This is a genomic window from Desulfofundulus thermobenzoicus, assembly GCF_009428905.1.
In the GTDB taxonomy this organism is placed as follows: domain Bacteria; phylum Bacillota; class Desulfotomaculia; order Desulfotomaculales; family Desulfovirgulaceae; genus Desulfofundulus_A; species Desulfofundulus_A thermobenzoicus.
This window is the reverse complement of record NZ_WHYR01000023.1, coordinates 20,405-41,139: the sequence shown is the minus strand read 5'-3', so window position 1 is coordinate 41,139 and position 20,735 is coordinate 20,405. Positions and strand designations below refer to the sequence as shown.

Sequence of the window (20,735 nt, the reverse complement as noted above, 5' to 3'; positions counted from 1 at the left end):
AGGTGGCGGCTATGGAAGAGGTCAAAAGGGAAACAGCGGCCACTTCGGAAGAAGAGGAATACAGACACAGCGGGCAGATGTTTTTCCTGGGCAGCTGGGTCCAGGGTGAAATCCGGGATCTGCGGACTGAAATCCGGGAGCTGCGTAAAGAGCTATCCGCTGTAGAGATTGGCTTAAGGCAGGAAATCAAAAATGTTGAGGACGGGTTGAGGCAGAAGGATAACACCTTAAGGCAGGAATTAAAAAATGTTGAGACCAGGTTGAAGCAGGAGATCAAAACCGTTGAGACCGGGTTGAAGCAGGAGATCAAAACCGTTGAGACCGGGTTGAGGCAGGAGATCAAAACCGTTGAGACCGGGTTGAGGCAGGAGATCAAAACCCTTGAAACCGCGTTGCGGCAGGAGGATAATAGCATAAGGCAGGAATTAAAAAATGTTGAACAAAGCCTGCGGCAGGAAATTATTGCCTTCAGGCAGGAAATGAAGGGCCTTTTCTGGGCAACCATCGGTATTGCGCTGGCCGCCCTGGCCGTCAGCATCAGCGTGGCCATTAAAATCTGGCAGTAGTCAGCCTCCGGAAAAAACAGGCGGGGGCTTTTCTTTTTCAACCGCCGGATGGAAAAGGGAGGCCCCTTTATCCCTGTTATCCCGCCCAAAAAAAGTCTGGTTTCCCCTTGACAGGGAGAAGCAGGGTCGTTAAAATATACCTGAAAGTGGAGCGGCTAAGTATAGTTTGCATTGTTCAAGGCAATGGCGCTCAATTAATAAATACACCGGCCAGGGAGGTGGTAGAAAAATACCGGGTTAGCAAATAGTTCATTAGTTCACTGGATTGAAATCCATTTTTATCATCTCAAAAAACCATACAACCATTTCAAGTCAATTTTTTATGTTCAAATCTATACCATACAAGTCCACTTTAATCCCTTTGCCACCGGCCCGGCATAAAATTTTCCCGCCAGAGCCGGCCGGCAAATAAAAATCACCTGGAGGTATAATCATCATGAAGCAAATCTGCCCTTCTGCCGATGAAATTCTCTTTGCTTTTATGCGGGACCAGGACGGTGTGGAGACCGCCTTTCACCGCCTTTCCGCCCAGGAACCAAAGTGCGGCTTCGGCCTGCAGGGGGTTTGCTGCCGCCTGTGCACCAACGGCCCCTGCCGTATTACCCCGAAATCTCCCCGGGGCGTATGCGGCGCCGATGCCGATACCATGGTGGCCCGGAACTTCCTGCGGGCGGTGGCGGCCGGGGCGGCCTGCTACCTGCACGTGGTGGAAAATGCCGCCGAGAGCCTGCGCACCGCCGCCGAATCCGGCCGGCCATTAAAGGGAACGGAGGTGCTGGCGGAACTGGCCGCCGCCCTGGACATACCGGAAGGTGACCTTCACCCCAGGGCCGCAGCGGTGGCCGGAGCGGTTTTAAACGACCTTTACCTGCCCCGGAACAGGAAAATGGCCATGGTGGAAAAGCTGGCCTACGGCCCCCGCCTGGCCCGCTGGCGGGAACTGGGCCTGCTGCCGGGGGGAGCCAAATCCGAGGTATTCGACGCCCTGGTGAAAACCAGCACCAACCTGTCCAGCGATCCCATGGATATGCTCATCCACGCCCTGCGCCTGGGTATCGCCACCGGCATATACGGCCTGGAGCTGACCAACTTATTGAATGACATACTGCTGGGCGAGCCGCAGCTGTCCACCCGGCCCGTTGGTTTCGGCGTGGTGGACCCGGATTACATCAATATCATGGTCACCGGCCACCAGCACGCCCTGCTCGGCCCGGTGCAGGAAGGCCTGGGCGAGCCCTGGGCCGTGGAACTGGCCCGGGAAGCCGGGGCGAAGGGCTTTAGAATTGTGGGCTGCACCTGTGTGGGCCAGGACATCCAGTCCCGGGGCGGCGAGGTGTTCGCCGGCCATGCGGGCAACAACTTCACCAGCGAAGCCCTTTTGGCCACCGGGGGCATCGACCTGGTGATCAGCGAATTCAACTGCACCCTGCCGGGCATTGAAGATATCTGCCGCCGTTACCGGGTGGCCCAGATCTGCCTGGACGACGTGGCCAAGAAGCAAAATGCCGATTATCTACCTTTTAATCCGGCCGAAGGGGATTCCATTGCCCGCCAGGTGGCCCGGGCTGCGGCCGAAAACTACCGCCGCCGCCGGGATGAAGTGCCGGTGAATGTCCCCGGCCACGGCCGCTCCAGCTCCCTGGCGGGCTTCAGCGAAAGGAACCTGCGGGCCTTTTTGGGCGGCCACTACCAGCCCCTGATTGATCTGATAGCTTCCGGCCAGCTCAAGGGGCTGGCGGCCATAGTGGGCTGCTCCAACCTGACGGCCGGCGGCCACGACGTATTTACCGCCGGGCTGACCAGGGAACTGATCCGCCGGGACATCCTGGTCCTGTCCGCCGGCTGCACCAGCGGCGGCCTGGAGAACCTGGGCTTCATGTCCCCCGAAGCGGTGGAATGGGCCGGGGAAAGGCTGCAAAAGGTCTGCCGGGAATTGAACATACCGCCGGTGCTGAACTTCGGCCCCTGCCTGGGCATCGGCCGGCTGGAAATGGTGGCCGCCGGCATAGCGGCGGCGCTGCAGGTGGACCTGCCCCGGCTGCCCCTGGTGCTCTCGGCACCCCAGTGGCTGGAAGAACAGGCCCTGGCCGACGGCGCCTTCGGACTGGCCCTGGGACTGCCCCTGCACCTGGCCCAGCCCCCCTTCATCACCGGCAGCGGCCTGGTGACCCGGGTGCTTACGGAGGATATGGAAAAGCTCACCGGCGGCCGGGTGATTGTGGAGGGAGAAATCGGGGCGGCGGCGGAAAAACTGGAACAGGTTATCCAGCAGAGGCGGTCCGCCCTGGGAATATAAGCGCAAGGATTTTATCCCCTGTTCATAGCCACCCCGTCCCCCTTCAACTCCGGCTCCGGGCGCAAGATAAAGGTTTGAACCTGAAACCAGGATATAACACAACTGAAAAGACTTTCGGAAGGCTGGACGGATCCGCAAATCACAGGCTGCCATTGTTCCCAGTCAGGCTGAAATATAATTAGCAGTCCCATACCTGTCACCGGAACATCAACCAATCAAAGAGGTGACTTTTGACCATGAAGAGAATATTTATCCGCCCCGAGTTATGCGCCGGGTGCAAAACCTGTGAGCTGACCTGTATGGTGGAACATTGTCCGGGCAGTTCCCTCTGGACCATTAATTTAAGCGATCCCGCAAATCAACCGCGCAACGTGGTGCTGGCCGGGCCGGCCGGAAATCCGGTCCCCCTGGCCTGCCGCCACTGCACCGACGCGCCCTGCCTGACGGCCTGCCCGGCGGGAGCTCTGGTCAGGGATGAGGCCGCCGGAACGGTCATACACCAGCCGGAGCGCTGCGCGGGCTGCTGGATGTGCGTCATGGCCTGCCCCTACGGTCTGATCTGGCCCGACGCCCGGGGCCGGGTGGCGGTGAAATGCGATTTCTGCGGGGAGAGGAACACTCCCCGCTGCGTAGAAGCCTGCCCCACCGGCGCCCTCTCCCTGGTGGAAACAGACGGCCCGGGGGTGATCCGGGAGATCACCGGCACTTGATTAATTCCATACTTGTACCCAAAGGGGCGTGACCCTTTGGGGCAAGTAATACCATTTGCTATATTCTACAGGAGTTGCCCATGACAAATTAACGTTCTTTCCGCATAGAGTGAAAATCGGTTAAATTAGCTCGACGTGCCCGGCACTCACCGGCACTGCAATATTATCAATATTAATTACTATAGTCGTTCTGAGGTTACTTTGAAGCTAATTTGTATAAATGGGTGCTGGGTACTTAATCCAACGACCAACGACTAATTCAAGGGGTGATCCCATGCACTACGTTATTCTGGGTGCCAGTGCTGCCGGTATCAGCGCCGCCCGGGCCGTCCGCCGGCATGATCCGGACGGGGAAATTACCATGGTGGCCGCCGACCGGCAGGTTTATTCCCGCTGCCTGCTGCCCCGTATAATCAGCAGTGAACGTACGGAGGCGGAGATCAGTTTTGTAGAAAAGGACTTCTTTGACCGGTTGAAAATAGATTTTCTGCCGGGATGCCGGGTGGTGCGGGTAAAGCCGGATACCCGGGAGGTTGTCCTCCAGGACGGACGGGTCCTGGGTTACGACCGGTTGCTGGTGGCCACCGGAGCCTCCCCCACCCTGCCGCCGGTGGAAAATCTGAACCGGGCCAGGCCTGTATTTACCCTGCGCCATCTGGAAGATGCCCTGGCTATTAAAGAGGCGGTTGGGGCGGGTACCCGGGTGGCCGTCCTGGGCGGCGGGCTGGTGGGGTTGGAAGCGGCCGAAGCCCTGCTGACCCGGGGGGCAAAGGTGACGGTGATTGAACTGGCCCCCAGGCTTTTGCCCCTGCAACTGGACGCCACCGCCGCCGCCGTATATGAAAAGCTTTTCCGGGAACGGGGCGCGGAAATTATCACCGGCCAGGGGGCTTACCGGGTGGAACTGGAGGGAGATCTGGTGCGGGCACTGGTGCTCAACGACGGTACCATCGTGCCCTGCCATGTAATCCTGGTGGCCGCCGGGGTGCGCCCAAATGTGGATTTCCTGGAGGGCACCGGGGTGGCCATGAACCGGGGAATTGTGGTAGACCGGCACATGCGCACCTCCCTGCCGGACATCTATGCCGCCGGGGATGTCTGTGAGTCCATGGAAGCCTTCACCGGCCGGGTGTCCCCCACCCCTATCTGGCCCGCCGCGGTAATCCAGGGGCGGGTGGCCGGAATGAACATGGCCGGTGTGGAAGCGGAAGCGCCGGACATCTTTGCCTGCCAGAACGCCATGACCTTCTTCCAGGTACCCACCATTGCCTGCGGCCGTCCGGACCCGCCGGAGGAAGGTTGCCGGGTGGAAACGGCCTGCTGGCCCGGCGGCTACCGGAAGGTAATCCGCAGCGGGAACCGCCTGCACGGGGCCATACTGCAGGGGGACATCGCAGGAGCCGGTGTATTCAACGCCCTGACCGGACAGAAGGTGGACATTTCGGGCCTTCCGGGCAGCTTGCTGACCATAACCTATGCTCCCTTTTTCCGAATGAAAGCGGACGGCAGTTTTTCATATAAATAACACCCTTTTCTCCTTTCCCTCCCGCTCCTTAAACGGAGCGGTTTTTTTAGACCCGAACCGTAACGGGTACCCATACCTACAAAGATCCCAAGGGTTTTTAGGATAAACTCTTGATTTTTACTGCATTTTAAATATATTATGTATGTATAAACACAAAGGGAGGCTTCTATAATGCAGTCCCATGTAACAAAGTGGGGCAACAGCTTGGGGATTCGCATTCCCAGAACTCTAGCCCAAAAGGCCTACGGAGAGCAGAACGAAATAGCCGGTTTCTACGTCTATATGCCTAGAAGAACAGTTTTTAAGGGAGGTTTATTCAGTGAAGAGGAAAAAGTGGTTAATAGTTTTTGGTGCCGCTATATTAACCGCAGCCCTAGCTACTCTATCGTTTGCTGCCAGCCCTATCAAGCTCATTGTTAATGGCCAGGAAATTAAGCCAGATGTACCACCACAAATTATTAACGACAGGACAATGGTACCAGTTCGATGGGTTGCTGAAGCGCTGGGTGCTGATGTCCAGTGGAGCAATAATAGGGTTATTAAGTTAACTTCTCTAGGCATAGATAAAATGGAACGTATTTCATCAAAGATTGCTGCTCCTGAAGGTAGCCTAAGTATTCTTACGGTGTATAGCTCTATCATTGGAATTACAGCAACAGGACAGAACGTAACAGTCTATGTCCAACCTCAAGACGCCGGCTATGATTTCGTTGCAGTTGAGCCACCGGTTGCTAACCTTCCATATAAAGAAAGCGGATCTGGCGAGAAAATGTCTACCTTCATTTTTACAGATACTAAAGGTAAAGAACTAACAAGGGTTGTAAAAATGTGACCGTAAGTTTTGCCAAAGCGCACATCTCCCTGTGCATAAGACTAGGTTCTTCCCTATTTTGAGTGGGTGATGCCAGCAGAAATAGTTAACAAAGGCATAATCTAGGTAAACCATGGTCAAGGCGACTGGAAATTATGTAACCTACCCAAATGTCCAGCCGATTTTGGTCTGCAGAAAATTGTATATCAAGCACTTGCCAGGGGGAGTGTTACCTAAGGCGGCAGCGAACAGAGATCTATAATCCATCACCATTATCATCAGAAGAACCTCACAATAAGGATTTTAAGTCAAGATTCGTTATGGCAAGAAGCTCTTCCTGCAAAAACTAATGAATGACATTTATGCCCTTAATTCCATGCCAAATCCTAATATTATTTCCTTTTTAGTTTGGGTACATTTGTACGCCCACACGACCTAGCGAGGAACCAGGAATTGGTTATCGAACAACGCCTAGGTTGATACTATACTCATGAAGTAAGTATACCCAATGATATTAATATTTCAAACCGACCTGATGATGTATGGGAGTTAAAAGAAATACGCGATATAACTGTGAAAGAAGGAGACACTTTAAGCGCGATTATAACTCAATACTCTATAATTCATTTTAGAATGAACAGGGATTGGTATTTTAAACAGGTTTTAGAGCTTAACAATATTACTGACCCGCATTTTATTCGAGCAGGGGATACCTTAAAAATACCAATCTACATTGATAAAGGAATCGGATAATGGTTCCTTACGTCTATACTTTTTGGAGAAAAAATTTAACGGAGGTTTTGCCAGTGAAGAAGAAGTGGTTAGTAGTGGTTGGTGGTGTTATCGTTATCCTCTCATTTGTCCTGTTCGGATGTGCTCAACGGTCAGCCAATGACAGGCAGGTAGATTATAGAGTTGGCACGCAGGGAATAAATGACAATCAAAGAAATAATGATAAGAGCTTCAAATATTCCTCACGCAGAGAAACTACGAGAGAATTCCAGGAGGTTCCCATTAAAGAGGTTTTAAGCAGAGGTAAGACCATAAAATTCACCTTAAAAGCGGAGAATAAGGATTGGATTAGACCTACCTATTCTAAAGCGTGGGATGATCCTCTGTTTAAGGAAAGGTTTCCCGATCCTTCTGTATTAGTAGAAGCAGCAATGCACAGGCTGTTTGAACTTCCTGCTGGCACCTCTCTAAGTTTTCCATTTTATGTTAGCATTGGGCTTGACGGTGCTATAAGCGAAGCAGATTTACCTGCAGACTATATTGGTTTTTTAATTGTAAACTCCCGGATTAATGGTATAATGACACTGAATAAACAAGTAGCTATCACTGCCGAACCTGCTAGGAGTGGTTATCAAATAATTTGGATTAATCGTACTGAATTGCCCAGAGATAAGATGTTAGTTAGCTTGGTCACCCCTGACGGTTATGAAGTGGATTATCTCCCAATCATATTACAATGAAGGAAGCAGGGTTATAACCTGCTTCCATAAAAACAGAAGCTCAGTCGTTTTTTGAATCTTATTCTAAAAAGCGGAAGTCTACTCTATCACCGCTGTCACAAAAGCCAGTACCTGTACCGAGGGCTTCTCGAGCTCCTCCGTACGATAGGTCAATGGTACGACAATATTGTTGGTATACACTATCTGATGGACCCCAATCAATTTGACGACAGACTACAACTCGTCCATTAGACGGATGATTAACTCTGACCCAGACACTTCCTTTTTGATAAAACAAATTCCTAAACTCAGTTTGTGTCCACCGTACTCGCGTGGCAACAGTTAAATCGCATATATGGAATACTTCACCCGTAATAGTCTGTTTGTTTAACGATTCACCTGCCCCATAATATGAGTCTGCTTGGTTACGGTAGACAAAATCTGTATCAGTGATGCCACTTCCTGAAGGTGCATAGAGAGGGGTTGGATTATAGCCATAGTCATCGGCAACTTCTCTGCGAATGTTATTTGCCCATAATAGTGCGGTGTACCACGGTGCAACTGCATCATTCGGTCCCACGTCCATTATAAGTTCCTTGGTAGTACTATACCAGCTAGCATCAGGAGTACTGCGTCTATTTACGTTCGGTACGATTATAACTGAATATGTGGGGTAGGAAACCATCCCTGGTGTACAAAACTCAAACCAATATCTGCCGGGATTACTAAACATAGAATTCAGTCGATTAACTGCGATTTGTGCCCTCTGACAACCGGTATATGAACCACTACTAAAAAGTCTTGCAATCCATTGTGGACTACTGCTCCTACCTTTGATGTAAATATCGCCATACGAACCATCAGTAGCGCACGTGTATGAAGCTTGGTTTGCCATGAAAACCTCTCCCTTTTAAATGTTAGATGTTCTGCCCCTTTACTCTGAAGGCAGGAGGGAGTAAACTAAAAACGCAACTCCCTGCCTTCGGGTATGGGGTTGTCCGTCCTGGATGAGGCTCTACTTGGCGGTGGGCTCGTCCAGGACAAAATGTTTCCTTAACCTGTTCAACGCTCGCTCTTTCAGTCGGTGTACGACCGGTTGTGATATTCCCAACTGTTCAGCTACCTCCTGCTCCGTGCGTCCCTCCAGAACCGTTGCCGTAATGACTTTTTGCTGCTGTGGCGTCAGCATCGTGAGGGCTTCCTGAAGGAATACAGAGTCCTCTACTACGGCCAAAATGTCATCTGTGCCGGCTACGGTATCGAGCATCTCTGTCATCTCATTTTCGGCGCCTTGGCTAAGCAGGTCGTTGAGGATGAGCAGTTCGTGTTCCCGTAGCTGCTTATGCTTTTTCGCCAGTCTGATGGCCTCGTGGCGTAGGCCGGTTAAAAACCAGGCCATAATCCGGGCCTCTTCAACGTCGTCGTAGGTGTCAGGTGTAGGGAGCCATCATCGTCCACCTCCTTCCAGCTTGTCTAACCTGCCCTCTACTACATAAAGAGAAAATAGGGGGGCGTTTTAATACCCCCCTCTGGAAAAAAATTTTTTTCTGCTTAGTGCCGATCACCGCCGTTGCGGGAGAAGTACCGGTTTAGCTCGTCCCTACCCCACGTGGTATTTGGTCGGTATCGGTAAACGGCCTCAACTATCCATGTCACTAGGTCAGAACAGGCGTCCTCGTAACCCAAGCGACGGCCATATTTCTTGACAATTGGAATAAAGCGTTGAACGACCTGGGTCATAGCTTCCTCATTGCCATTTTTCGCCAGAGCAATCAGTTCTCGGAGCCTTGGTTTTTTTCCCAAGTGGTGTCACCCCTCCCACAGAGATAGAAAGACCTGCCCCTCTATTGATTGATGGCAGGTCTGACTACCAATAAACGCGGCAGCCAGGCTGTCATAGTGCCGGTGGGCACTTTAGACCCTATAGCTTTGCGTCCCCACCTTTCGATGGGTTTGCCCTTAGCGCGGGTATTTGGTTTTCGTTGGAAGCGCGGACCTTCACCTCCCTCCGCCCGTCTATTTATAAAGACGAGTAAACGAGCTAAGGAGTTCCATATACTGGCAAGAAACTTATCGTCTTTTTCAGACATCCTTCGTCAAAAATTCCTCTGGTTTGATGAGAAAGTTGAATATCCGCCAACAGAACGAGCTTAAAGAACAGGAATTGGCTATCCACCAACGGTATGAGCAATACTGGCCGGAAATTGATACTCTTCACAAAACTGGAGCAGAACGTGGCATTTGTTTCAGGGGATAAATCAGATTCAGGGGGAGAGGAGAGGGAGAAATTCCGGCATAAAGGCACAGATAATTTGTTCCAGCAAAGTTGATCCGCCGGATCGCAAAGCCGCCCGTACATTTTCCAACCGGCCGACCAGCAAATTCAGCTCCACCGCCAGGCGGATGCCGGCATCCTGCACGATATGCGTCAGTTCGCGCTCCGTGCTCAGGGGGTTGACCGGTGCCACGACGGCACCCAGCTGCAAAACGGCACAATAAGCAATCACGTACTGGGGGCAGTTGGACAGGAGCAGCGCTACCCGGTCCTCGGGTCCGCCCCCCAGTTGTTTTAAGGCGCCGGCTAGGCCATCAATGTGGTTTCCCAGTTCCCTGTAAGAAATTTTTTTGCCGTAAAAAACCAGGGCCGTGCGTTCCGCGCCGCATCATGGAAGCCATTGCGGCCGGCGACGATGAACTGGCTGCCCAAGAAATGGGGCGCCACATGCAGGGGGCGCTGAAAGCGTCGTTCGCTCAGGTGGAAGACCAGGCCATGCCTGATTACGCACCGCACAATTAGGTATCTGGCTGTAACCGGAACCCTTTTTATCTGAAAAGATGTCCTGTGGTTTGAACGCCAATAAGTCTTGGATAAAAAAGGCCAATAATTTTGGACGGGTTTTCCAGTTAATTACATGGCCAGCAAGGTGGGAGCATTAACCCTTTTACACCATCACAAATAGTTTACCGGGGCATTCCGGTGGCAGTTTAACCCTTTTGTCAGACGGGACCCGGTCTTAAACCCCGGCATATCTAAAACTACGGGTGATAAGGTATAGATTTGATTATCCGAACATTTTAAAAAAGTAATGGATTCCCCGTTCGGTACCATGCCCTGGCTTTCTTCTTATGATCCGGATGTGCCCTTTTGCCCTTGACTACCCGGGAAAACCCCTATTCGCCCTGCTCCAGGAAAATGTGCGCCGGATGACTACCTCCCCCAGAACCGGCGGATGGTTTCCGCCGCCGGGGGCGGGGTGAAGTGGCTGACGGCCACGAACACCGCCAGGGACAGAGCCAGGGGCAAAATGATGGTGTGGGTGCCGAAGGGCCGCACCCAGTAAGTGTTAAAAACAATATAGGTACCCGTCCCCACAATGATCGAAGCAATGGCCCCCGGGGCATTGGCCCGCCGCCAGTAAAGGCCCAGAAGGGTGGGCCACAGGAAGGTGGTTTCCAGGCCGGCCAGAGCAAAGAGGTTCAACCACACCAGCAGCCGGGGCGGGTGGTAGGACAGGGCCAGCACCAGCACCCCGGTCACCCCGGTGATGATCAGGCCCAGTCTGGTGAGCATCCTTTCCTCCGCCCGGGGGTTGAGGTAATTGAGGTAAAGATCCTTGCATATGGTGCTGGAGAGCACCAGCAACTGGGAGCTGACCGTGGACATAATGGCGGCCAGGGGTGCGCTTAAAAAAACGCCGGCCAGCCAGGGGGACATGGTCAGTTTGGTCAGTTCAGGGATAACGGTGTCGGCCACCTTTATGCCGGGATAAACGGCCGGCCCCACCGCCCCGGCCAGGTGCATCCCCAGCATTAAAAAGCCGGTAAAAATGGTGCCGATGACCATGGCCTGGTGCATGGCCCTGGTGTCCTTATAGGCCATGCCCCGCACGGCCACCTGGGGCAGGCCGATGACGCCGAAGCCCACCAGCACCCAGAAAGACATGATCCAGGGTACGGCCAGGAAGTTTCCCGGGCCGAAGGGAGTAATCAACTCCGGGTTGATGGTTGCCAGTTTGTGCATTACACTGGATACCCCGCCGCCATAGGTAAAGACGGCCAAAAGGAGCAGGGCCGTGCCGGCAAACATGATCACGCCCTGGACGGTGTCCGTGAACACCACCGCCCGGAACCCGCCAACGGTCACATAAAGCACCACCACACCGGCAAAAATGAACAGGGCCGTTTCATAGGGGTAGCCGGTGACGGACTGGAACAACCGGGCGCCGCCGATGAACTGCACCGTAATGGCGGCCACGAAAAAGGCCAGGATGCCCAGGGAGGACAACAGCACCAGGGTTTTGATGCCGTAACGTTCCTTTAGAAAATCCACCACGGTGACGGCTTTTATCTTGCGGGCCACGATTGCAAACCTCTTGCCCAGAATAGCCAGCACCAGGTAGCCCACGGAAAGCTGGGTCATGGCCAGCAAAACCCAGCCCAGGCCCATGGAATAGGCCGCCCCGGGACCGGCAATGAAACTGCCGGCACTGATGTAAGTGGTGGTCAGGGTCATGGCCAGGACAAACCCGCCCATGCCGCGGCCGCCCAGGAAGTATTCTTCCAGGAACCTTCCCCTGGCCCGGGTGGTCAGCCTGGCGCCCCAGACCCCGATGAAAAACATGGCTGCCAGGTAAAGGAGCAAAACGGCAATGATCTGCCACTGCACCGCAGCTCCCCCTTTCAGTCCCCCGGTTGGGTCTGGTCAGCATCCGCATCCAGGGGCATGTCCCGGTACAGGTAGCGGACCACCAGCCAGATGACCCCGGAAAACACCACGAAGCCGCCGATAACACTCCAGAAAAACCAGGCCGGAAAACCGAAAATGTAGGTGTATTTTTCGGGCGGCCCCATACCCAGGCCGTAGGCAAAGCCAGCCCACCAGGCAATATTAAGCAGGAACACACCCACCCCGATCCAGGCCTCTTTGGCCGCCTGCCGGTAGCGGGGGTCCATATCGAACTGTTCTTCTTTCACCACCGGATCGCCCCCGTTATTCCTGTAGAATTACTTTCCATAATTTTCTCCAGAAAAATAAAAAAACCTCTCCTACCGGGACCCTACAGTAATTAAAATGGTTAATTACAATTTGTATGAAGGAAATCTCCTGAATAGCCAGAAATATCCCTCAAAAGAGTTGGGAGTGATTTTATGGCACGCATCGGTATTATCACCTGTTCCAACTGCACACAGGATCTGGATTGCGCCTCGGTGGTCTGTTTGGCCGATATGCGCAAACGGAAGGGATTCTTTCAAGATTATCCGGCCGATGAAAAGCTGGAGCTTGTGGGCATCATCAACTGTGCCGGCTGCCCCACCGTAAACGCCCCGGCGAAGATTTTACGCCGGGTAAGATCCATTGCGGAATTCCGGGTAGACGCCATTCATTTCTCTTTCTGTATGACCGCCGTCTGTCCTTTCATAGAAAGGTATGTCAGCGTAATCCAGGGGGCTTATCCCAACATCAGGCTGGTTATGGGTACCCACACCCCCCGGGATCCCCGAAATTTTCAGGAAGAAGTCAGGGACCTGCTCTGCGCCGGGAGAACTACCATGGCCGACCTGATTAAAGGACGCCCGGTCAATAAACACCTGCCGGCAGAGTAGAAACTATTTTCCGCCCCCACCCTCCCCCTGGCGCATTAAATTTAATTGTAGCGCCCACATGTATTACTGTTACGGGCGGGTACGTTCCCGGAATGACACCAGCGCTTTTTCAGGGAAAAACTTCAAAGCCCATCTGCCGGAAGTGCTGATCAAAGGCAAAAGCTTTCCGGCAGCCCAGCCTGGTCATAACGGCAAAGCTCAGGCAATCTGTAAAGCTAAAGTCCTTGTCGATATATTTTTTAGCCAGTTCCCAGGCCGCATTTTCATCCGCTTCCTCCACCCGCAAATACTTTAACACTTCGCTGGTCCGGATGCTTTCGCCAATCATGACGGCCACCCGGTGAAAGCGGCAAAAGTAAGCATATACTTCCGCAAAAACGAAGTTTGTGGTTACCGGGATAACCCTCAAAGAAACAAGATTTTTCGGGGTAAAAAAGCCGGTTGCCGCTTCATGGTTGGCGTCACTCCGATCATTGAGGGCAATAAAGGCGGAAGTATCCATGAACAGCCACTCTTTTTTTCTGCTTTTAACCATGGGAACCCCGCTTTTGTCCACTCCGGTGTTTGGGGAACTGGCCATAAATGTACCGGTCATGGTTAAGTGAACCGTTTACGCGACCGGTGGCCGTGCCTTCCCGTCCCATCTGAAAAATAGGATCATCGTCCTTGATTTCCTCATTCTTTTCCAGTTCGCGGTCCAGCAGGCGGCGCACCACTTCGGCCATGCTGATCTGGTAACGGGCGGACTGTTCTTTTAAAAAACGGTAATGATCTTCATCCAGATAAAGCTGCGTTCGATATTTATAGTTATTCATAAACACCACCTCTTATACAGCATACTTCAGTACAGCATAACGGTCAAGATTTCCCTTTCAACGCAGTCGTGCATTCTTTTACTGACGGCATTGATGGGTCTCCCTCAACATGACAAGCAAAATATTTTTAACCTCTTCCATGAACTTTACATAATCTTGTAAAAGATCCCTCCCAGTGTATACACATAGCCCATCTTTTTCCCCGGTCCGGGAACCTTTGCCGGCCTTTTTCCGTCTATAAATAATGAGTACAGGTGGAAAGCGGGGCGGTCATGGTGAGCACTTCCTGAGAAACTCCACTGTCTGCACGCCGGGTTGTTATACCAAATTTCGTTGCCAGTGTCATTCCGGACCGGGAGGTAAAATTGATGTTCAAGCAAAAACGCCTGCCTCTGCTGGCACTTTTCGTTATGCTTTCCCTTCTTTTGCTGGCGGCTTCTGTTCCGGCCTTTCCCCGGGTTTCCGCCGCCGGCGATGGACAAAGTTCCTCACTTGTTCCCCTGCAGAAACCGGTCCTGGTCAACGGCCGGGAATTAAATTTAACGCAATGGCGTCTGGACGGGGTAACCCTGGTGCCCGTGCGCACCCTGTCTTATGCCCTGCAGGCCCGGGTGGACTGGGACCCGGCCACCCGTACGGTGACCGTGGTCAAAGACGGTGCTGCCATAAAGCTAGAAGTAGACAGCGGCCGGGCCTATAAAAATGATCGGCCCATCGAACCGGGCGGCCGGGTAATCCTGCTGGAAAACAGGGTGCTGGTGCCCCTGCGGTTTATTGCCCGGACCCTGGGCGCTACGGTGCAGTGGAACGAAAAAACGGGTGTCATTGAAATAACCATGCCGGAACAGGGCGGCCCGGACAATGCCGTACCCGCAGAGGTATATTCCACCACCATACCCTCCCGGGTGGCCTTTACCCGGGACGGTTACCTGTGGGTGGTGGACGGGCAGGGGAACAACAGCCCCGCCAAGGCCATACCGGTGCGGGATACAAATGGTAAGGCGGTAAAAATCGTAGGCTGGTCTCCCGACGGCCGGTGGCTGGCCTACCTGCAGTGGGACACTGCCGAGTTCTACAGTGGGAAGCCATACCTGTGGGTGGTCAAAGCCGACGGTACGGGTAACTTCCAGGTGGACCCGCGCCCCGTGCTGGATGCGGCCGCCTGGTCGCCCCGGGACAATGTCCTGGCCTACAGCACCCAGGGCCCCGGCGGCGGCTATGCCCCGGACGGCAACCTCAAGCTGGCCTCGTTAAATGACGGGAAAGCAGCCATTACCACCCTCCTGCCGGATAAGACCGGCTTGATCGCAGACTTTGCCTGGGCGCCCGACGGGCAGAGCCTGGCCGTGTCTTTCGCCAGGACGGAAGGCAACCCTCTTCAGATCGACCGGGTGACCCTGCAGGGGGAACGGTCCGGCCTGCTCAAACTGGGTGAACCGCTAACGGAAAAAGATCAAGACAGCATCTACGCCTGGTCGGCCGAGGGGCTGAAGTGGTCGCCCAACGGTCGCTATCTGGCCTATTACCTGCGTCCCAACTCCGCCTCCCTGTCCGCCGACGGAGTGACCCTCCAGGTGCTGGACGTACAAAAGCCGGGGCAGCCCCTGAACGTGGGTACGGCATTGAACTATCCCCAGTGGCTGGCCTGGTCCCCAGACGGCAGCCGGCTGGCCTGCATCCTGGGCGGCGGCCGGGAAGCCACCGCCAACAAGCACCTGTATATCGTGGATATGCCGGCCGGCGGCAAAATTATCAACTACGGCCGGGACGGCCAGGTGGATACCCGGCCGGTGTGGACGGCCACCCCGCCCTACGGACTGCTTTTCTGCCGGGGTCCGGAAACCACCGCCTGGGAGGGCCGCAGCGACCACCGGGGCGTGCCGGTGCCCGGGCAGCGCATCTGGCTGCGGGCGGCGGACGGCACGGTGAAGCCCCTGACCGGCGGGCCGGCGGATACGGCCGACTACGAACCGCACATGTCCCTGGACGGAAAATACTTGATTTTTATGCGTTTAAACCAGCGGAACAGCGGCTCCCTCTACGAAATGTCCCTGGACACGGGAGAATTAACGGAACTTTGCCGCCTGTCCGAGAACCCCGGTTATTACGCCAACTATTATCCGGCCTCCTTTGACATCCAGTTTAAAGAAAGCGCGGTCCGGGAGGTCACGGGCAAACTGACGGTGAGCAACCTGGAAGGGCGCCATTACGAGCTGGAAACCGCCGGCGGGCGGCTGGTGCTCATTCCCCGGGAAGGCAATAAAGAGGTGGCGGCCGCCCTGGAAGCCGGGGTGGGCCGGCAGGTAACCGTCCGGGGCTTTTTGCTCGACGGCTTCAGCCAGTACATGCGGGGCCCCCTCTTCAAAGTGGTCCAGGTGCTCTAAGCCAGGGGCGTAGCGTGGAAAAAAGGCGGGTACTGCCCCACCAGAAAAGTACCCGCCCTTTTTTAGCTGTGTAAAAACTGGACAGAGAATCTTCATATCCTGGTAAACTTCCTTCCGGAACAAGCCCGGTGCTTTTTCACCAGTTTTCTTATGCCATTGGAATGCACAAGGCCACAGGGTTTTCAGTGGTAAGCCCTCAAAAGAGCCATTGCTCTGAAAGTGCCCTCCGTGATATACTTAATCCGGCCGGTAAAGCAAACTGATTCGGCATTTTGATGTAAACACGGCTGGCGCCAATCCGGGAAACAGGCGTTGCCCCATTACAAAAAAGGAATGGTATTATGTCCACCCGCCGGGCCAAACCCGTTACTTTATACAACCTGATATTCCCCAAACCTGAAGTGGATCAGCAGCGAGATACATCAATGCCGGAACCCAGGAGAATAATCGTTTTTTCTCTGGTTTTACTTTTGGCCGGGGCGTTTTACTTCCTGACCGCCCATTTCCAGCTGCAAAATTACCTGATCATGCGTCCCGTCCCCCGGCAGCCATTAAAGATTGAAAAGCTGGTGGTCAACCACGACCGGGATAAAGACGGCGTACCGGATCTGGACGATATAGTGGCCGGCGCCCGGAAAGAAGTGCAGGCCAATGTCAGCTACCGGAGCGCCTATTACCAGGGCGGTTACCCGCCGGAAGACGAAGGGGTCTGCACCGATCTCATCTGGCGGGCGTTAAAGAATGCCGGTTACGATTTAAAAGCCATGATGGACGAAGACATAAAAAAGCACGTCCGGGACTACCCGCGGGTGAACGGCCGGCCCGATCCGAACATAGACTTCCGGCGGGTGCAGAACCAGGTGGTCTTTTTCCAGAAGTACGCGGAGAATCTGACCACGCAGATCAAACCGGGTGACCCGGAAAATTTAAGGCAATGGCAGGGCGGGGATATCGTGGCCTTCGGCTGGCCTTTTGAACACATCGGGATAGTTTCCGACCGCCGCCGGCCCGACGGCGTCCCCCTGCTCATCCACAACGCCGGACCCTATCCCCGGGAAGAAGACCGCCTTTTAACCTGGCCGTCGAAAATAACCCACCATTTCCGGTACACCATACCGGACCGCTGAAGTAAACGTTTAATTGTAATACCTTTCCAGCCCTTACTGGCATGTTATAATATGTATAGCCCATAAAATGCCACCCGGCGGGAGGTGTGTTGTAAATTGACTGCCCGGGAACTGCTGGAGATAATTGCCAACGGGGAAAACTCCGCCCTGGAGTTCAAACGGGAGAACATACGACCGGAACATCTGGCCGAGGAAATTGTCGCCTTCGCCAATTTCGAGGGGGGTACCATTTTAATCGGCGTGGGCGATGACGGTTTTATTGAAGGTGTACAGAGGGAAGATATGGAACAGTGGCTTATGAACATTTGCTCCCATAATGTTATCCCTTCCATTATACCGTTTTACGAAACAGTGCAAATTGAAGGGAAAAAAGTGGCCGTATTAAAAATTCCCAAAGGTCCGCATAGACCTTACCAGACATCGGCGGGAAAGTATTTTATCCGAGTGGGGTCCACCAAACGATTGGCCACCAGGGAAGACCTGGGCAGGTTGTTTCAGTTGTCCGGCATGGTTCATTATGATATCACCCCGGTACCGGGAACAGGCGAAAAGGACCTGGATATGACTCGCCTGCGCCAGTACTTTCTGGAATTCAATTACTTTGATATTCTGGAGGAACCGCCCGAGCAACGGCAGCGCATCCTGTTCAATGCTGACATCCTGTCCCGGGAAGAGGAGCGGTTATGCGTTACCGTGGGCGGCCTGTTGATTTTCGGCAAGGAACCGGCCCGTCATTTACCCCAGTCGGGGATAGCCTATGCCCGTTTTTCCGGAGAAGACATTACCTCTGAAATAATGGACAAAAAAGAAATAAACGGTACCCTCCCCGATGTGGTAGAACGATGTGCCACCATTGTCAAAGATACCCTGGCGGTACCCGCCCAAATCCGGGGTATGAAACGGCAGGAGAAGGATATTTTGCCCCCTGTGGTGATCCGCGAAGCCCTGGTAAATGCCGTGGTACACAGAAATTACAGCATCACCGGCTCGAAAATCCGGGTCTTTCGTTTTGCCAATCGCATTGAGGTGCGCAGCCCCGGCCGGCTGCCCAACACCGTGACTATAGAAAAGATGAAAATCGGCACCTCCTACGCCCGCAATCCCTTCCTGCTGAAATACATGGAAAATATGCGTTATGTAGATCGTTTGGGCCGGGGCATACCCATGATCATCAGACTGATGAAAAACCTGGTGGGCATCGAACCCGGCCTGGAAGAAAAGGGCGAGGAGTTCTGGCTGACCCTTTATCTTGGGGATTAATAAGAACACACGGGCATCATAAGGTATCTTCCCGAAAAAGCGTCAAGAAAACCCTGTCGAACATTATCGACAGGGCCGGCTTCCCCCAAAACTGTCAGCCGGAATCTTCCCCAAATGCCTCCTGCAGCCCGCACCGCACAGAAGCGTGCGAACAGCATACCACCAAGCCGCAAAGATCCAGATCCAGAAGGTGATGCCGCCGAGCAGCAAAAACGCGCCCAGGGTTATCACCCTGGTCGTACCGTCCCAAGGAGCGATTCTGAATCTAAAGGGCACCCTGCTTCACCCCCCGCGCCAGCAACGCAGAGTAAAGTTCCTCCACACCCGGGTGGGTCAGCACGTAATAGCGGCCTTCCAACTCCAGCACCACCATCCGGCCAGGGTGCAGGTGACGGAACACCACCGCTTTCTCGCCGTTGGCCAGTTTGCACCAGCCGGTGGTTAGCCCCGGTGTGCCATACCCATAGGTCCGGGTCACCGGTCGCCAGGGGCTTGAGCTTTCCACCAGCGCCGCCCGCGTCCCCTTCAGGTCGAGCGTGGTGGAGACCGGCCACGCCTTGAGCTTGAGACCTTCATCCGTCAGCCGCCAGCCCGATCCCGCCTGCGGCCAGATTGCCAGAAGCTGTACTAAAAAGAGAAAAGCAACAGTTACCGGTAGAAGCCACCACCATCTGCGCCACGCGCCTGCCGCTTTCAGCGCCCAGATGGTGATAAGCGGAATGCCGAGGAAGACACCCGCCAGCAGTAGAACATCGAAGGGGGCCAGTGGTAAAAAAAGTGCCTTCAGTACGTCGAGATAACTTAACTGGTAGCTCATTTTCTCCTGCCTCCTCTCCCCGCCGAAACAGGTAACCATGCGACCTGATTGCGCACGACTCAGCCTCCAACTTGTTCTATTCGCCGCCAGCCACTCATCCCTCCCGACAAGAGAGGCCAGTTCCTCAACCGCCTAAAAATAGCGTACGAATAAACCACCGGCTCCTTGCGCACCACATCAGCCAGCTCCTGGGGGCCCACGTCTTTCAATTTCCCATTTATGTCAATTAACAGATAAACCTGGCTACCCGGGGCGACGGCAGGAACTCCCAGATGCCCGTAACACCCGCGGCCAGAGCGCCCAGCTCCAGGTGCAGCATGGCGATGCCGCAGTCCAGGCGCTTGGGAATATTGTAGGTGTCGTGCAGGTTGTCCACGGCCACCGTAATAGTGTTTTTCCCCACCTCGAACCGCCAGGGTTGCCGGTTCATTGCCGAGGGGGCGAGGCGGGCTGCCTCCATCGCCACTTTGACCCAGTTCGGCCAGCAGGATTGGTCAAGCCCGGTTGCCAGTTCAACCAGGGGCTTACGCTGGTGGTTGCGTCCGAAACCGGTCATGAGCTTTTCCTCTGCTGACCACCTGCAGGTGGCATACCCCACGGGTGTTACAGCCACCACCTTTTCGCCGGGGCGCATGCCGACCAGGCGAGCCGCCACCTCCGGGCGGAAAAAGCCACCTACCCAGCAGGTGTCCAGGCCGAGGCGGGTTGCCTCTAGGATTACGCCCTCGCCCAGATACCCCACCCGCTCGTAAAGATAAGGACTTTCCGCCTCCCCCAGAAAGGCGATGAACGCGGGGGCACCTTTGATCTTTCCGTAATCCCCCAGAATGCCCCGGAAAACCTCTTCCTCCAGGGCGGGGACCAGTACCGCCCGCACCTCGGGGAAGGGCTTGAATTCCCGGCAGGACCTGTTCAGTTGCTCCAGGGTGGCGGGCGCCACCGGGCGCACCTCGTAGAGTCGGCGCGACCGGCGCCTGGCAATGGTCTGGTACCATTCTCTATTTAAAACGGTCACCGTATAATCACCCTCCTGTGCACGCGTTTTCAGCGGGCTGACCCCCTAAGATTGGACAATTAGTCCTTCTTGCTCACGATTTCAGCGAATTTTAATTCAGGGCGGCGGCCTTGACTGCCACCCCGCACGTGGTTAATCAAAAACACCGACGGGGCGGCTCCGGCAACATGCTTTGGACAAGAAGTATGCCCCGTCGGCTATCCATTGTACCACGTGCGGTGTCCCCGGCAGTCAAGGCTGCCCTGCGGCGCCGCCCGGAAAACCCTCAAGGGCTCACCAAACTCCGATGAAGGTAAAAATAATGGTCAATAATGCCGTTTCCCCCGTTAAACTAAAATGATAATCATCAGACCC

The 20,735-nt window shown here is 54.3% G+C and carries 20 protein-coding genes and 1 riboswitch; of the genes, 10 read left to right on the top strand and 10 right to left on the bottom strand.

Annotated elements, in window-relative coordinates; translation table 11 throughout:
- Positions 1–11: 11 nt before the first annotated feature.
- The 6 genes from GFC01_RS09795 (at position 12) to GFC01_RS09765 (ending at position 7,380) form a co-directional block, all read left to right on the top strand.
- Positions 12–566 carry a DUF1640 domain-containing protein gene (locus tag GFC01_RS09795; RefSeq protein ID WP_152946720.1) on the top strand — a complete coding sequence of 185 codons (555 nt, stop codon included), beginning with the start codon at positions 12–14 and terminating at the stop codon, positions 564–566.
- A 436-nt stretch (positions 567–1,002) separates the two neighbouring features.
- The gene (gene cooS, locus GFC01_RS09790; RefSeq protein ID WP_152946718.1) at positions 1,003–2,862 is read left to right on the top strand and encodes an anaerobic carbon-monoxide dehydrogenase catalytic subunit; all 1,860 of its coding nucleotides are present in this window, start codon (positions 1,003–1,005) and stop codon (positions 2,860–2,862) included.
- 236 nt (positions 2,863–3,098) lie between these two features.
- The gene (locus GFC01_RS09785; protein ID WP_152946716.1) at positions 3,099–3,572 is read left to right on the top strand and encodes a 4Fe-4S dicluster domain-containing protein; all 474 of its coding nucleotides are present in this window, start codon (positions 3,099–3,101) and stop codon (positions 3,570–3,572) included.
- Positions 3,573–3,846: 274 nt separating this feature from the next.
- A complete protein-coding gene (locus GFC01_RS09780; RefSeq protein WP_152946714.1) occupies positions 3,847–5,097 on the top strand; it encodes an NAD(P)/FAD-dependent oxidoreductase in 1,251 nt (416 codons plus the stop codon).
- A 319-nt stretch (positions 5,098–5,416) separates the two neighbouring features.
- Positions 5,417–5,929 (top strand): copper amine oxidase N-terminal domain-containing protein, encoded by a 513-nt coding sequence (locus GFC01_RS09775; RefSeq protein WP_341473880.1) that lies wholly within the window; start codon positions 5,417–5,419, stop codon positions 5,927–5,929.
- Between the two features lie 785 nt (positions 5,930–6,714).
- Complete coding sequence (locus GFC01_RS09765; protein ID WP_152946712.1) at positions 6,715–7,380, top strand: hypothetical protein; 666 nt, start codon at positions 6,715–6,717, stop codon at positions 7,378–7,380.
- A 58-nt stretch (positions 7,381–7,438) separates the two neighbouring features.
- Here the strand turns inward: GFC01_RS09765 and GFC01_RS09760 are convergent, their stop codons facing one another.
- From GFC01_RS09760 to GFC01_RS09735, 6 genes are all read right to left on the bottom strand, one after another.
- On the bottom strand, positions 7,439–7,945 hold the full coding sequence (locus tag GFC01_RS09760) for an RlpA-like double-psi beta-barrel domain-containing protein (RefSeq protein ID WP_152946710.1): 507 nt from the start codon (positions 7,943–7,945) through the stop codon (positions 7,439–7,441).
- A gap of 429 nt (positions 7,946–8,374) precedes the next feature.
- The gene (locus GFC01_RS09755) at positions 8,375–8,758 is read right to left on the bottom strand and encodes a sigma-70 family RNA polymerase sigma factor (RefSeq protein ID WP_152946708.1); all 384 of its coding nucleotides are present in this window, start codon (positions 8,756–8,758) and stop codon (positions 8,375–8,377) included.
- Between the two features lie 152 nt (positions 8,759–8,910).
- Positions 8,911–9,162: a helix-turn-helix domain-containing protein gene (locus GFC01_RS20185; RefSeq protein ID WP_152946706.1), complete on the bottom strand. Its 252-nt coding sequence runs from the start codon at positions 9,160–9,162 to the stop codon at positions 8,911–8,913.
- 75 nt (positions 9,163–9,237) lie between these two features.
- Positions 9,238–9,327, bottom strand: a riboswitch (cyclic di-GMP riboswitch).
- Positions 9,328–9,623: 296 nt separating this feature from the next.
- Positions 9,624–10,001 carry an AMP-binding protein gene (locus GFC01_RS09745; protein ID WP_152946755.1) on the bottom strand — a complete coding sequence of 126 codons (378 nt, stop codon included), beginning with the start codon at positions 9,999–10,001 and terminating at the stop codon, positions 9,624–9,626.
- 566 nt (positions 10,002–10,567) lie between these two features.
- Positions 10,568–12,025, bottom strand: coding sequence for a sodium/pantothenate symporter (gene panF / locus GFC01_RS09740; protein WP_341473879.1), 1,458 nt, complete (start codon positions 12,023–12,025; stop codon positions 10,568–10,570).
- Positions 12,026–12,039: 14 nt separating this feature from the next.
- Positions 12,040–12,336: a DUF997 family protein gene (locus GFC01_RS09735; protein ID WP_207707605.1), complete on the bottom strand. Its 297-nt coding sequence runs from the start codon at positions 12,334–12,336 to the stop codon at positions 12,040–12,042.
- Positions 12,337–12,507: 171 nt separating this feature from the next.
- Here GFC01_RS09735 and GFC01_RS09730 point away from each other — a divergent pair, with 171 nt between their 5' ends.
- Positions 12,508–12,963: a CGGC domain-containing protein gene (locus tag GFC01_RS09730; RefSeq protein WP_152946704.1), complete on the top strand. Its 456-nt coding sequence runs from the start codon at positions 12,508–12,510 to the stop codon at positions 12,961–12,963.
- Between the two features lie 109 nt (positions 12,964–13,072).
- Here the strand turns inward: GFC01_RS09730 and GFC01_RS09725 are convergent, their stop codons facing one another.
- Complete coding sequence (locus GFC01_RS09725) at positions 13,073–13,498, bottom strand: type II toxin-antitoxin system VapC family toxin (protein WP_194174886.1); 426 nt, start codon at positions 13,496–13,498, stop codon at positions 13,073–13,075.
- Positions 13,491–13,778: a ribbon-helix-helix domain-containing protein gene (locus GFC01_RS09720; protein WP_152946700.1), complete on the bottom strand. Its 288-nt coding sequence runs from the start codon at positions 13,776–13,778 to the stop codon at positions 13,491–13,493. The genes GFC01_RS09725 and GFC01_RS09720 overlap by 8 nt, the downstream gene beginning before the upstream one ends.
- 368 nt (positions 13,779–14,146) lie before the next feature.
- Here GFC01_RS09720 and GFC01_RS09715 point away from each other — a divergent pair, with 368 nt between their 5' ends.
- The 3 genes from GFC01_RS09715 to GFC01_RS09705 all read left to right on the top strand — a co-directional run bounded on the left by GFC01_RS09715 (position 14,147) and on the right by GFC01_RS09705 (position 18,549).
- On the top strand, positions 14,147–16,162 hold the full coding sequence (locus GFC01_RS09715; RefSeq protein WP_152946698.1) for a stalk domain-containing protein: 2,016 nt from the start codon (positions 14,147–14,149) through the stop codon (positions 16,160–16,162).
- 341 nt (positions 16,163–16,503) lie between these two features.
- Positions 16,504–17,289 carry a DUF1287 domain-containing protein gene (locus GFC01_RS09710; protein ID WP_243137418.1) on the top strand — a complete coding sequence of 262 codons (786 nt, stop codon included), beginning with the start codon at positions 16,504–16,506 and terminating at the stop codon, positions 17,287–17,289.
- Positions 17,290–17,385: 96 nt separating this feature from the next.
- Positions 17,386–18,549 (top strand): RNA-binding domain-containing protein, encoded by a 1,164-nt coding sequence (locus tag GFC01_RS09705; protein WP_152946696.1) that lies wholly within the window; start codon positions 17,386–17,388, stop codon positions 18,547–18,549.
- Positions 18,550–18,814: 265 nt separating this feature from the next.
- Here GFC01_RS09705 and GFC01_RS09700 read toward each other — a convergent pair whose 3' ends face one another.
- On the bottom strand, positions 18,815–19,366 hold the full coding sequence (locus GFC01_RS09700; protein ID WP_152946694.1) for a hypothetical protein: 552 nt from the start codon (positions 19,364–19,366) through the stop codon (positions 18,815–18,817).
- Positions 19,367–19,592: 226 nt separating this feature from the next.
- Complete coding sequence (locus GFC01_RS09695) at positions 19,593–20,381, bottom strand: nitroreductase family protein (protein WP_341473878.1); 789 nt, start codon at positions 20,379–20,381, stop codon at positions 19,593–19,595.
- Between the last annotated feature and the right edge of the window lie 354 nt (positions 20,382–20,735).

Excerpts from the sequence above, each read along its gene's own strand:
- GFC01_RS09795 (WP_152946720.1), top strand. The coding sequence starts at position 12 with ATGGAAGAGGTCAAAAGGGAAACAGCGGCCACTTCGGAAGAAGAGGAA.
- cooS (WP_152946718.1), top strand. The coding sequence starts at position 1,003 with ATGAAGCAAATCTGCCCTTCTGCCGATGAAATTCTCTTTGCTTTTATG.
- GFC01_RS09785 (WP_152946716.1), top strand. The coding sequence starts at position 3,099 with ATGAAGAGAATATTTATCCGCCCCGAGTTATGCGCCGGGTGCAAAACC.
- GFC01_RS09780 (WP_152946714.1), top strand. The coding sequence starts at position 3,847 with ATGCACTACGTTATTCTGGGTGCCAGTGCTGCCGGTATCAGCGCCGCC.
- GFC01_RS09760 (WP_152946710.1), bottom strand. The coding sequence starts at position 7,945 with ATGGACGTGGGACCGAATGATGCAGTTGCACCGTGGTACACCGCACTA.
- GFC01_RS09755 (WP_152946708.1), bottom strand. The coding sequence starts at position 8,758 with ATGGCCTGGTTTTTAACCGGCCTACGCCACGAGGCCATCAGACTGGCG.
- GFC01_RS09730 (WP_152946704.1), top strand. The coding sequence starts at position 12,508 with ATGGCACGCATCGGTATTATCACCTGTTCCAACTGCACACAGGATCTG.
- GFC01_RS09725 (WP_194174886.1), bottom strand. The coding sequence starts at position 13,498 with ATGGTTAAAAGCAGAAAAAAAGAGTGGCTGTTCATGGATACTTCCGCC.
- GFC01_RS09720 (WP_152946700.1), bottom strand. The coding sequence starts at position 13,778 with ATGAATAACTATAAATATCGAACGCAGCTTTATCTGGATGAAGATCAT.
- GFC01_RS09715 (WP_152946698.1), top strand. The coding sequence starts at position 14,147 with ATGTTCAAGCAAAAACGCCTGCCTCTGCTGGCACTTTTCGTTATGCTT.
- GFC01_RS09710 (WP_243137418.1), top strand. The coding sequence starts at position 16,504 with ATGTCCACCCGCCGGGCCAAACCCGTTACTTTATACAACCTGATATTC.
- GFC01_RS09700 (WP_152946694.1), bottom strand. The coding sequence starts at position 19,366 with ATGAGCTACCAGTTAAGTTATCTCGACGTACTGAAGGCACTTTTTTTA.